At 68.6% G+C, this 12,150-nt stretch carries 11 protein-coding genes; 4 read left to right on the forward strand and 7 right to left on the reverse strand.

Annotated elements, in window-relative coordinates; all coding sequences use genetic code 11:
- The first annotated feature begins 1 nt into the window (after position 1).
- Positions 2–886: a metal ABC transporter permease gene (locus tag AB0M56_RS03670; RefSeq protein WP_220244773.1), complete on the forward strand. Its 885-nt coding sequence runs from the start codon at positions 2–4 to the stop codon at positions 884–886.
- Position 887: 1 nt separating this feature from the next.
- On the opposite strand, the gene AB0M56_RS03675 is transcribed toward AB0M56_RS03670, so the two are convergent.
- The 3 genes from AB0M56_RS03675 to AB0M56_RS03685 are packed head-to-tail and all read right to left on the reverse strand — an operon-like array spanning position 888 to position 4,701.
- Positions 888–2,207 (reverse strand): hypothetical protein, encoded by a 1,320-nt coding sequence (locus tag AB0M56_RS03675; RefSeq protein WP_364170669.1) that lies wholly within the window; start codon positions 2,205–2,207, stop codon positions 888–890.
- Between the two features lie 52 nt (positions 2,208–2,259).
- On the reverse strand, positions 2,260–3,483 hold the full coding sequence (locus tag AB0M56_RS03680; protein WP_364170671.1) for a DUF445 domain-containing protein: 1,224 nt from the start codon (positions 3,481–3,483) through the stop codon (positions 2,260–2,262).
- Positions 3,484–3,525: 42 nt separating this feature from the next.
- Complete coding sequence (locus AB0M56_RS03685; RefSeq protein ID WP_364170754.1) at positions 3,526–4,701, reverse strand: DUF445 family protein; 1,176 nt, start codon at positions 4,699–4,701, stop codon at positions 3,526–3,528.
- A 417-nt stretch (positions 4,702–5,118) separates the two neighbouring features.
- Here AB0M56_RS03685 and AB0M56_RS03690 point away from each other — a divergent pair, with 417 nt between their 5' ends.
- From AB0M56_RS03690 to AB0M56_RS03700, 3 genes are all read left to right on the forward strand, one after another.
- Entirely contained in the window at positions 5,119–6,192 is a 1,074-nt protein-coding gene (locus tag AB0M56_RS03690) for a hypothetical protein (RefSeq protein ID WP_364170673.1), read from the forward strand.
- Positions 6,193–6,322: 130 nt separating this feature from the next.
- A complete protein-coding gene (locus AB0M56_RS03695; protein ID WP_364170675.1) occupies positions 6,323–6,973 on the forward strand; it encodes a class II aldolase/adducin family protein in 651 nt (216 codons plus the stop codon).
- Positions 6,974–7,023: 50 nt separating this feature from the next.
- Positions 7,024–7,254 (forward strand): hypothetical protein, encoded by a 231-nt coding sequence (locus tag AB0M56_RS03700; RefSeq protein WP_364170677.1) that lies wholly within the window; start codon positions 7,024–7,026, stop codon positions 7,252–7,254.
- On the opposite strand, the gene AB0M56_RS03705 is transcribed toward AB0M56_RS03700, so the two are convergent.
- The 4 genes from AB0M56_RS03705 to AB0M56_RS03720 form a co-directional block, all read right to left on the reverse strand.
- Entirely contained in the window at positions 7,226–8,659 is a 1,434-nt protein-coding gene (locus AB0M56_RS03705; protein WP_364170679.1) for an MBOAT family protein, read from the reverse strand. The two genes, AB0M56_RS03700 and AB0M56_RS03705, sit on opposite strands and share 29 nt — an antisense overlap.
- 195 nt (positions 8,660–8,854) lie before the next feature.
- A complete protein-coding gene (gene rlmB, locus AB0M56_RS03710; protein WP_364170681.1) occupies positions 8,855–9,814 on the reverse strand; it encodes a 23S rRNA (guanosine(2251)-2'-O)-methyltransferase RlmB in 960 nt (319 codons plus the stop codon).
- A 37-nt stretch (positions 9,815–9,851) separates the two neighbouring features.
- Positions 9,852–11,240 carry a cysteine--tRNA ligase gene (cysS, locus tag AB0M56_RS03715; RefSeq protein ID WP_364170683.1) on the reverse strand — a complete coding sequence of 463 codons (1,389 nt, stop codon included), beginning with the start codon at positions 11,238–11,240 and terminating at the stop codon, positions 9,852–9,854.
- A gap of 42 nt (positions 11,241–11,282) precedes the next feature.
- Complete coding sequence (locus AB0M56_RS03720) at positions 11,283–11,969, reverse strand: HAD family hydrolase (protein WP_364170685.1); 687 nt, start codon at positions 11,967–11,969, stop codon at positions 11,283–11,285.
- Between the last annotated feature and the right edge of the window lie 181 nt (positions 11,970–12,150).

Raw genomic sequence — 12,150 nt, forward strand, 5'->3', positions numbered from 1 at the left:
CTTGGACGGCATGTTCGACTTCGCCAAGACGTGGGAGCTGATCACCGAGCTGGACGGCGTGCAGACGGCGCTCATCGCCGCCGCCGTGCTCGGGCTGCTCGCCGGCATCCTCGGTCCGCTGATCGTGATGCGCCGCATGTCCTTCGCGGTGCACGGCACGTCTGAGCTGGCCTTCACCGGCGCGGCGGGCGCACTGCTGATCGGCGTCGGCGTCGAGTACGGCGCGCTTCTCGGCGCGGTGGCCGCCGCCCTGTTGCTGGGCATCCTCGGCACCCGCGACGCCGACCGCGACTCCGTGATCGGCGTGATCCTGTCCTTCGGCCTCGGCATGGGCGTGCTGCTGCTGTCGTTCTACAAGGGACGGTCGGCCAACAAGTTCGGCATTCTGACGGGCCAGATCATCACCGTGGACTCGACGAACCTGACGTCACTGGTGATCTCGGCCGTCGCCGTGCTGGCCGTGCTGGCGTGCGTCTACCGGCCCCTGCTGTTCGCCAGCGTGGACCGCAACGTCGCCGTCGCGCGCGGCGTGCCGGTGAAGACGCTGACGGTGGTGTTCTCCCTGCTCGTCGGCGTCGCGACGGCGCTGAGCGTGCAGATCGTCGGGTCGCTGCTGGTGGTCGCCCTGATGGTGACCCCCGCCGCGGCCGCCGCCCGCGTCACGGCGAGCCCATTGCGCGCGACGGTGTTGTCGGTGATCTTCGCGGAGGTCGCGGCCCTGGGCGGCATCATCCTGTCGCTGGCCCCGGGCAAACCGGTGAGTGCCTTCGTCACGGCCATCTCGTTCCTGATCTACCTGATCTGCCGCGCCATCTCCTGGGCGCGCGACCGCCGCACCGGCGTCCGCGTGACCGCTCCGGCCGAGCGGACACCCGTAGCCGTCTGACCTATTTGATGGGGTGCGCGGCCATCGCCGTCTTCACCGCGTTGATGAAGCCGTCGTCCGTGAACGGGACCAGGCCGCCCGCGACGTTGCGTTCCACGGCCTGCAGGACGACCACCTGCGAGTTCACGAACTCGTTCACCGCCTGCGCCTGGGGCGTCTTGTCAGTGGAGTAGGCGAGGTAGGTCAGGTTCGTGAAAGCCGCGGAGAGGTAGCGCGAGGACGCGAGGCTGAACGAGTCGCCGTAGACGAGCGTGGGCTTGGCGATCGTGCCCACCAGCGGGGGCGAGCTGTGGTGCACGGGCTGGTCGATGTTGGCGAGGAAACCCGCCGCGCGGTCGGTGACGCCGTCGGGCTTCAGGCTGTACTGCGTGTTGGACTTGGTGCCCGACTTGCCGATCAGCAGCGGCAGGTCGGCGACGGCGTCGTATACACCGTCCGGAGTGGACAGCCAGCTCGTCGTCACGCCGGGCTGCACGGTCTCGGCGAGGGTCCGCGTGAGGACGAGGCCGCCTTCGTCGCGCCAGTGCGTGTCGTTGGGGGCGTAGATCGGGTGGCCGACGCGGGCGGCGGACGCGGCCAGCGCCGGGCGCAGATCCAGCGAGTGGCCGACGGTGGTCATCTTGTACCAGTCGTTCGGCGCGGCGGCCTGCGAGCACTCCTTGCCCGGGAAGCTGTCGGGCAGGAACTGGGGCACCATCGTCGTCTTGTCCGGCGTCACCACGAAGATGAACTTGCGCCCGGAAGCCTCGACCGCGGTGCGCAGCTCGTTGACCTTCTTCAGCGTCGTGTCGATGTCCTGCGTGGGCGTGCACTTCGACTCGGCGTCGTAGCCGTAGTACAGCCAGCCGTCGAGACCCTGCACGACCTTGCGGTAGCCGGCTTGGTTGCTGCCGGGCAGGCTCGGCGCCGCAGGCCCCTGGTTGGGCGCGCCCGGCTGCTGCAGCGGCGGCGCGGGGATGGGGCCGGAGTCGGACGACGAGCCCTGGTCGAGCGGCGCGTCCTCGCCGAAGATCGCGCGGCTGACGCCGTCGGCCGCGTTGATGGCGCTCGCGCGGAAGGACAGCTGGTCGACGGCCCACGTCGGCAGGCCGGTGAAGAAGCCGAAGCCGTCGCCGATGCTGGGGAAACCCGCGAGCTTGTGGTTCTCGATCTCGGTCGGGCGCACCCCGAACACCCACAGCAGCGTGGGTGTGGTGAAGAACAGCAGCGCGCAGATCAGCGCTGTGAGCTGCCGCTTGCCGTGCCGCGGACGGTGCAGCGCGTGCTCGCGGGGCAGGTACGCCTCGTGGACGGCTGGCAGCTGTTGGGGTTCGGACGCCACTCGATCACGGTAGCCACTTCGGGTGAACGAGGTGTGGGCAACCACCGAAAAGTCAGCCGAGCATGAGCAGGACCTGCAGCTCACCGACGATGAACCCGATCACGCCACCGACGGCGATCAGCTTCCACTCGTCCTGGCGGAACGCCGGGCGCAGCAGCCCTTCGAACTCCACGGGCGTCATCGCGAGCATGCGCTGCTCGATGACCTTGGCGACGTCCATGGCCTGTGTGAGGTAGCCCTCGGCGTAGCGGACGGTCTGCGGCAGCTCCGCCAGCGCCCGTCGCGCGGCCTCGTGCTTCATCTCCTGCAGCCGGCGCCCGCCGACGGCCAGGGTGAGCACGGGCTTCGCGAGGCTGGCCTGCTCGTCGACGGCGTGGCCCACCGCGCGTTCGACCATCGCCACGAGCCGGTCGGACTTCGGGCCGCGCAGCAGGGCTTCGAGCAGGTTCGCCGTGGTCAGGACTTCGCCGGCGATCAGCTCGCCGTACTGCCGGGCGACCTCTGCGCGGCGGCGCTGGAACTTCCCCTGCAGGATCACACGGCCGACGCGCACGGGCTCGCGGGGCAGGAAGATCATCTTGATCGCGAGCCAGTCGGTGAACAGGCCGATGCAGCCGCCGAAGATCGGCAGCACGAGCGGCTGGCGCGTCAACGCCCACACGATCGCCTGCACGACGCCGAGGCCGAACCCGAAGAAGATGCCGGCGCGGGCGATGAACGCCATCTCGGGCCGCGAGGTCTCGCGGATCAGCCGCACGAGCAGGGCCTTGTCTCGGGTGAGGCTTTCGACGGTCATGTGCCGCACGTCGAGCACTTCGTCGAGGTTGTCGCGCACGTCCTCCAGGAACTCGCGCACGAGCCGCGGCGCGTTGGCCTGGACCTGCTTGATCAGCAGCTCCTGCGCCAGCGTCGGCAGCACTTCCCACAGCCGCGGGTGGTGCTCCTCCAGCACGTCGCGCGCGATCGTGTCGACGGCCCGCAGCAGCGGCTGCTCCAGCTCGCGCGTGACGATGACCGGGTCGATCTTCTCGAAGATCTCCTTGAGGTCGAGCAGGTTCGTGGTCAGCAGGTCGGTCGCGATGGCCGCCATCCGGCCGCCGTGCTTGGGCACCACGCCCTGCCAGCCGAGAAACGGCTTGATCCCGACGAACTCGAGCGGGCGGAACATCATCTCGATCGCGACGCGCTTGGTGACGTAGCCGATGAGCGCGGCGATGAACGGCATCGTGGCGTAGACCGGCCAGTGCCGCGCGAGGTCGTCGAGGACTGCGTCCAAACCGGCCTCCCTCCACTCGCCGGAGAAACCGTATCGCAGTTGTCAGTGCAGCAGGGCCAGCGCCTGGAGCTCGCCGACCAGCCCACCGATGACCGCACCGACCGCGATCAGCTTCCATTCGTCCTGCCGGAACGCAGGGCGGAGTAGTTGTTCGAATTCCAACGGGGTGAGCTTGCGCATCCGGTCGACGATCGTGTTGCGCACGTCGAGTGCGTTCACGGCGTAGTCCTCGGCGTGGCGGAACGTCTCGGGCACGCGCCGCGCGGCGATCGCGGCAGCAGTCTGCTTCATTTCCTGAAAGCGCTTCGTGCCGACGGCGATCGCGACGAACGGTTTCACCACGCTCGCCTGCGCGTCGATCGTCTTCTGCACCTCGCGTGTGATCATGGTGAACAGTCGGTCGGACTTCGGCCCGCGCAGCACGGCTTCCAGCAGGTTGGGCACGGTGATGATCTCGCAGGCGATCATGTCGCCGTAGTCGGCGGCGACCTGGTCGCGACGCTTCTGGAAAACGCCCTGCCACGTATAGCTGCCCAAGAACCGTTTCGGCTCGCGAGGCAGGAAGATCATTTTCAGGGCGAGCCAGTCGGTGAGCCAGCCGATGCCGAGACCGAACAGCGGCAGCACGATCGGCGATTTCGTGAACGACCACACGAGCAGCTGAACGCAGCCGAGAATGAAGCCGAACACGATTCCGGAACGCGCGATGAACCGCATTTCCGGTTTCGAGATGTCGCGGATCAGGCGGTTGAGGAGCGCCTTGTCGCGCACGAGGTTGGTCACGACCATGTGCTTGAGGTCGAGCACGTCTTCGATGTCGGCCGCGATTTCCCGCATGATCTTGGTGATCGCGCGCGGCGCTTCGGCCTGAACGCGCTTGAGCAGCAGTTGCTGCGCGGTCGTGGGCAGCACCTCCCACAGCCGCGGCTGGTAGGTCTCCATGACCTCGCGCGTGACGTCTTCGCCGACTTCGAGCAGCGGTTCTTCGATTTCCTCGGCGACCTGCGCGGGGTCGAGGCGCGCGAAAATCTCCTTCGGGTCGACGAGGTTCGTGGTGAGCATTTCCGTCGCGGTCGTCGCCATGCGTTCGGCGTTCGCAGGCAGCACGCCCTGCCAGCCGAGGAACGGTTTGACGCCGGCGAACTCGACGGGCCGGAACATCATTTCGATGGCCACGCGCTTGGTGACGTAGCCGATCAGCGCGGCGATGAAGGGCATCGTCGCGTAGACCTGCCAGTGGTGCACCGCGCTTGCCTCCCCGTGTCGCGCTCACGCGCACGGTAGCGGGCGGCGGCCAGTGGGTCGGGGAGCCGCGTCGGGTGTTCACCGGTTCGGGCTTGCCGGCTGCGGGCTGCGCCCGGCTTCTGGCTTCGCTCGGCGTCTGGCTTGCTCGGCTGCGGATCGACGGTGGTGACTTGTCAGGGCCGTGTATTCGCCGGGCTCGTGCCGGTCGGGCCGAAGATCGATCCGGCGCCTTGTTGCGGACCGTCCATTCCGGTCTCCCGCTGTTTCCGCGTTGTTCTCCCCGGCGTCCCTCCTCGTCTGCGATGCCATGCGTGACCGGGGGTAGCGCATTTTGTAATGCAGCCGTTTGGCGGTACGTAAACACGGACCTGCCCTCACTAAGGTGGCCCGATGGTCGCGCCTGAGAAGTCCGAAGCCACTCCCAAGAGCGCCCCGTTCGCAGTCGCGGTCAGGGGTTACAACCAGCGCCAGGTCGACGAGCGGCTCACCGCGCTCGCGCGCGAGCTGAGGGAGACGTCCCACAGCCGCGATGAGGCCATCGCGACGGCCGGCGAGCTGTCCAAAGCCCTTACCACTACGCAGAACGAGCTGTCCGAGACGAAAGCCGCCCTTGTGCGGCTGAGCTCGAGCCCGTCCGGCGCCGGAGCCATGGCCGAGCGCGTGCGCATGATGATGCAACTCGCCGAGGAGGAGATCGCCGACCTCCGCGCCGCCGCCGAAGCCGACGCCGCCGCCACCCGCGCCGAGGCGGACAAATACGCGCACGAGTCGCAGCGGACCGTCGAGCGCCTGGGCAAGGAAGCGGAAGCCGAGCGCGAGCGGCTGCTGTCGGAGGCGCAGGCGGACATCGCGTCGCGTATCGCTTCGGCTGAGGCTGACATCGACGAGCGTACGGCCGCGGCCGACGCGGACATCGAGCGTCGGACCCGGACTGCGGACGAGGACATCGCTTCGCGAACGGCTGCGGCGAATGAAGATATCGCCACGCGCACGGCTGCGGCCGACGAAGACATCGCCACGCGCACCGCTGCCGCGAATGAGGACATCGCGACCCGCACGGCCGACGCCACCCGCGCCCGCGCCGAAGCCGACGAAGCCGCCGCCCGCGCCCGCGCCGAAGCCGACGAATCGGCCAGCCGCGCCCGCGTCGAGGCCGACGCCGCCGCCGAAGCCGCCTCCGCCGCCGCCCGCGCCGAAGCCGAACGCGCCGCGTCCGAGGAGATCGCCACCAAGCGCTCCCAAACGGACGCCGCCCTCGCCGACGCCCTACAGAAGCAGACCGAGGCCACCGAAGCCCGCACCCTGGCGCTCGACCTGCGCGCGAAGGTGGCGGACCGATTGGCTGCTACGAATGTCGCGGTTCAGGAAGCCCTGCGCCTGCTGAACCCGGCGGACCAGGCGGCTACGGAGCCGGAGCCCGTTGGGGGCGCTGCCGCTGAGTCGGAGGACGTCGCCGCTCGCTGACCCCACCCTTTGGCGGGCCCACCACACTTGGTGGGCCCGCTCTTTTTTCGGGGTCGCCGATTCGCGCCGCACGGATGTTCGCCCCGAGAATGCCAATATCCACCAGCGCCGGTTGCGGAGGTTTTGCCTCTTGATCCTCGAAGACGAACGCGCGGCCCTCTGCACCTACGCCCGCCGCCTGGCGTCGGACGGCCTGGTCGTCGCCACCTCCGGCAACCTCTCCATCCGCGACGGCGCCCTCGTCGCCGTCACCCCCACCGGTGTGGACTACGCGACTTTGCAGCCGGCCGACATCCCGATCGTCGGCTTGGACGGAGAGCTCGTCGATGGCAGTCTCCGGCCCACCAGCGAACTGCCCATGCACCTGACCATCTACAACCACGCCACCGACCCCGACGGCGCCCCAGTGAACGCGGTCGTCCACACGCACTCCGCCCACGCCACCGCCGCGTCGACGCTGGTCGACGAGCTCCCGCCCATCCACTACTTGGTGGCCACCCTCGGCCCCACCATCCGCGTCGCCCCCTACGCGACCTACGGCACCCACGCTCTGGCCGCCCACATCCTCCCGGCGCTGGAGGCTCGCCGGGGCTGCCTGCTGGCCAACCACGGCACGGTCACTTATGGGTCCACGCTGGCTGCGGCTTATGACCGTGCTCAGCAGTTGGAGTGGCTCTGTCAGGTGTGGTTGTTGGCCCGCTCGGCCGGTACTCCGGCTTTGTTGCCGGCGGCGGAGATTGAGCATGTGGTGGAAAAACTTCGCGGTTACGGTCAGGGCTGACTCTCATAGCGTTGCCCGCATCCCCTGAATGCACATACCAAGCTCGGCGAGTGCCCGATGCCTCCGTCGCAGACCTCATGGCTTTCTACGGCGGCATGGGAAGCTTCAACGACCTGGTGATCCACCGTCGAAATGGCCACCCGATCCATGCCGACCAGATCAATGCGGTGAACGAAAAGGTGCAAACCCTCGGTTTTCGGATCCGGATTCAGGCCATCGAACTAAGCCACTCGTCGGTGCTCTCTCGCTCGGCTAGAACTGGTAATACAAAAACGGACTGAACGTCCCCGTAGCCACCAGAATCGCGGCATAAACCAACCCGGCCGTCATCACGCCCACCCGCAGAGCCGTAGCCGGACGCGTCCGCGAGGACTCCAGCAGTGGCCCCGTGACCGGATGCGCCGGCAGCGCGAACACGGCCAGCGCCAAGAGCAAAATCACCAACCGCTGGTTGGTCAGCGCGCTCGAAACCACATCGCCGAGTCCGCCGAAGTCCGGCAGGAGCATGTGGCCGATCATGCTCAGCGCGTGCGGCAGGTCGGTGGACCGGAAGAACACCCAGCCGAACACCACGAGGACCAGGGTCAGTACCCGGCGGGCGATGCGGGCGACCGGGCCGGCCGGGGTGTCGCCCAGGTTGAAGCGGCGTTCGATGACCAGGAGGGCGCCGTGGTAGCAGCCCCAGACCAGGAAGGTCCATTGGGCGCCGTGCCAAAAGCCGGTCAGCACGAAGACGATGCAGAGGTTGCGGTAGGTCTTGCCGGCGCCTGAGCGGTTGCCGCCGAGGGGGATGTAGACGTAGTCGCGGAACCAGCGGGACAGGGACATGTGCCAGCGGCGCCAGAATTCCGTGATGGTGACCGAGGAGTACGGCCGCGCGAAGTTCTCCGGGAGGCGGAAGCCCAGCATGCGGCCGAGGCCGATGGCCATGTCCGAGTAACCCGAGAAGTCGAAGAACAGCTGCAGCGTGTAGCCGATGGCGCCGAGCCAGGCCGTCGCGAAGGTCATCTGGTCGGGGGGCGTGGAGAAGCACGCTTCGACCATCGGGCTGAGCGAGTCGGCGACGACGGACTTCTTGCAGAGGCCCAGTGCGAACCGCGGGAAGCCGGCGGCGATGTCGTCGAGGCGGTGGGAACGCTGCTGCGGCAGCTGGTCCGCGATCTCGCGGTAGCGCACGATGGGACCGGCGATGAGCTGCGGGAACATCGCGATGTACGCCGCGAACGACACGGGGTTGCGAAGCGCGCGACGCTCGCCGCGGTAGATGTCCACGACGTACGAAATGTGGTGGAACGTGTAGAACGAGATGCCGATCGGCACCACGATGCTCGCGACGCCGACATCACCGCCGAACCAGTGCGCGACGGCTGCGATCTGCTGCGTCGCGAAGCCCGCGTACTTCCAGATGACGAGCACCAGCACGTCGAGCGTGACGAGGCCGATGAGGATCCGCTTGCGCCGCGTGCTGCGGACGTCCCAGGGGCTGGGTTCGAGCGCCGGGCCGGCGAGGAAGTTGACGGCCATGCAGCCGAGCAGCAGGAACAGGTACGGACCGGCGCCGATCGTGTAGAACAGCAGGCTCGCCACCGCGACGATGCCGTTGCGCCAGCTGCGCGGGCACACCAGCACGGCGATCAGCACCGCGGGCATGAAGTACCACAAGAACAGCGGCGAAACGAACGACATCGGTGACGGACCCCCTCGGTTCCGGAGCTGACCTTAGCCCGAGCGGGTGGCCCGGTGGAGTGAAGGCCAGCGGATCCGGACGCGAATCACTGAGGGTGGTCGCGAAAGGGGCAACCGGGACCGGTCGCACCGAGGGGATTCAGACCACTGCCGGGCCGCCCGATGACAGGCAGCCCGGCAGCGGTCGAAGAAACGTCAGCTCAGCCGGCCCGCCGCGCGGCGGCGGCGAGCGACCTCAGCCAGCAGCACGCCGGCGGCCACCGAGGCGTTCAGGGACTCGACGCCCGCCGCCATCGGGATGGACACCGTGGCGTCGCAGGTCTCGCGCACCAGGCGCGACAGGCCGCGGCCCTCGGAGCCCAGGACGATGACCAGCGGGTCCGCCGCGAGCTCCAGGGAGTCGATGTCCACGGTGCCGTCCGCGTCGAGGCCCACGATCATCAGGCCCTGCGACGCCCACGCCTTCAACTGCCGCGTGAGGTTCGTCGCGACGGCGATGGGGAGCTTGGCGGCCGTGCCGGCGCTCGTGCGCCACGCGACGGCCGTCATGCCGGCGCTGCGGCGTTCGGGCAGGAGCACGCCCTGGGCGCCGAACGCGGCGGCTGACCGGATGACCGCGCCGAGGTTGCGCGGGTCCGTCACACCGTCCAACGCGACGAACAGTGGGGTGCAGCCCGAGTCGCGCGCGGATTCCATGAGGTCGTCCGGGTGGGCGTACTCGAACGGCGGCACCTGAAGGCCCAGGCCCTGGTGCATGGCGCGGTTGGTCTTGCGGTCGAGCTCCTCGCGCGGAATCTCCAGGATGGAGATGCCCTTGTCGGCCGCGAGGCGCACGGCCTCGTTCACGCGGTCGTCGATCTCGATGTTCACCGCGACGTAAAGCGCGACGGCCGGGACGTCGGCGCGCAGGGCCTCGACGACCGGGTTGCGGCCGGCGATGAGCTCCGGGCGGTCGGCCTTCTTCTGCCGCGCCTGCTCCCGCGTCTTCGCGGCGTTGGCGGAGCGGTACGCCTTGTGCCCGGGCCGGTCCTCGGCCTTCGGCGTGGGGCCCTTGCCCTCGAGCGCCTTGCGCCGCTGCCCGCCGGAGCCGACGACCTGGCCCTTTTTGGTGCCGGTCTTGCGGATGGCGCCCTGACGCCGTGAGTTCCCTGCCATGTGTAACCGAGTCCTTAATCCACCGCGGTGGAACGGATCAGGAGTTCCTGACCGTCCACTGCGGACCGTTCGGGGTGTCCTCAACCACGATGCCCGCCTGCGTGAGGCGGTCACGGGCGGCGTCCGCGCGCGCGAAGTCCTTCGCGGCGCGCGCCTCCTGGCGTTCGGCCAGTAGGCCTTGTACGAGTTCGTCGAGCGCTTCGCGGACGGGGGTCTCGCTGCCGCCGCCGTCGGCCCAGCGGTCCGAGAGCGGATCGACGCCGAGCACGTCGGTCATCGCGCGCACGGAGGAAGCCAGCTCGAGTGCCTTGGGGGTATCGCCCGCGTCGAGCGCGGCATTACCGTCGCGCACCGTGTTGTGCACCACGGCGAACGCGGCCGGCGTGGCCAGGTCGTCGTCCATCGCGGTGGCGAAGTCCGGCTGCACGGCGCCTGCGAGCACCTCACCGGCGGCCGCCGCCCGCCGCAGGAACGCCTCGATGCGGCGGTAACCCTGCGCCGCCTCGGCGACCGCGCCGTCGGAGTACTCGACGGTGGACCGGTAGTGCGGCTGCACGAGGTAATAGCGCAGCTCGGGCGCGCGGTAGCGCTCCAGCATCGCCGGGATCGACACGGTGTTGCCCAGCGACTTCGACATCTTCTCGCCGGACATCGTCACCCACGCGTTGTGCAGCCAGTACCGCGCGAACGGGTCGCCGACGGCGTTCGACTGCGCGCGCTCGTTCTCGTGGTGCGGGAAGACCAGGTCGACGCCGCCGCCGTGGATGTCGAACTCCGGGCCGAGGTAGTTGGTCGACATCGCCGAGCACTCCAGGTGCCAGCCCGGCCGCCCGTCGCCCCACGGCGTCGGCCACGACGGCTCGCCCGGCTTCGCGCTCTTCCACAGCGTGAAGTCGCGTGAATCGAGCTTGCCGCGGGTCGGTGTCTCGCCCTGCTGCACCTCGTCGAGCTGCTGGCCCGAGAGCTTGCCGTAGCCGTCGAACGACTTCACGGAGAAATAGACGTCACCGTCGGCCGCGTACGCGTGGCCGCTGTCGATCAGCCGCTGCATGAGCGTGATCATCTGTGTGATGTGCCCGGTCGCGCGCGGGTTGACCGACGGCGGGAGGCAACCCAGGTCGTCGTAGGCCTTCTCGAACGCGCGCTCGTGCTTGGTCGCCCACTCCCACCACGGCCGGCCCGCTTCGGCGGCCTTGGTGAGGATCTTGTCGTCGATGTCGGTGACGTTGCGGACCAGGAGCACGTCGAGTCCACTGTGGAGCAGCCAGCGCCGCAGGACGTCGTAGTTCAGCACTCCCCGCACGTGCCCGATGTGGGGCACGCCCTGCACGGTGGCGCCACACAGGTAGATGGACGCCGTTCCGCTGCGGACGGGAACGAACTCCCGAGAGGCACGGGTCGCGGTGTCGAACAGGTGTAGGGCCACCCATAAAGGGTACGGGGTCGGTGTGGGCGACGTCGCAAGACGTCAAAAGACGTCGTGCTTGCGCAAAGCCCCGAGAAGTGCGTCCGGCCGTTCTGTGGTCGGCAGCGGGTCGACGAGTTCGAACGCGCAGCCCAGTGCGCGGGCGCCGCCGTCGGCTTCTTCGCTGTCGCCGATCATCAGGGTCTCTTCGGCGCGGACGCCCAGCTGGTCGATGGCCGCGCGGAAGATCTCCGGCTGCGGTTTGACGGCTCCGACCTCGAAGGACAGCACGAACGAGGAGATGTGGGTGTCCCAGCCGCGCTGGGTGAAGGCGGGGCGGATGTCGAAGGCGATGTTGCTGAGGACGCCGACCTTGCGGCCGCCCGCCGCGCCGAGTTTGAGGGCGGCTTCGGTGTCGGGGTAGGGCGTCCACTCGCTGGGGGTGATAAGGCGGTTGTAGAGGGCTTCGGCCTGGTCGCGGTGGGGGACGCCGGAGCGGGAGAGGACTTCGAGGTAGACCTTGCGGTGGAGGTCGGGGTCCAGGTCTCGGTCGTTCCAGGCCTGTCGGTACTCGGCATCGAGTTCGACGACCTGGCCGACGGGGGCGGTCATGCGGCGCATGAGCTCGGTCTGGGCTTCCAGGTCGAGGGATTGGCCGTGGTCGTCGATGACGTCGGTGAGCCAGGAGGAGTCCTGTTCCAGTCGGAAGAGGGTGCCGGAGAAGTCGAAGAGGACTGCGTTGATGGCCACGTGGTCACTTTAACTAGATCTGGTTCTTGCGGGAGTGGCGTCGGGTTTGTGTGGGGTGGGTTCTCGGGCCTCGCGGGGCGTGTTGCGTGGGGGGTGCACCCCGAAGCTGGATTGTGTTGACGGCCGGTGACGTGTTGTCAAGGCGGGAAAGCGTGCCTTGACAACACGTCGCCGGCCGCAA

Source organism: Amycolatopsis sp. NPDC051372 (genome assembly GCF_040682095.1).
Classification (GTDB): Bacteria; Actinomycetota; Actinomycetes; order Mycobacteriales; family Pseudonocardiaceae; genus Amycolatopsis.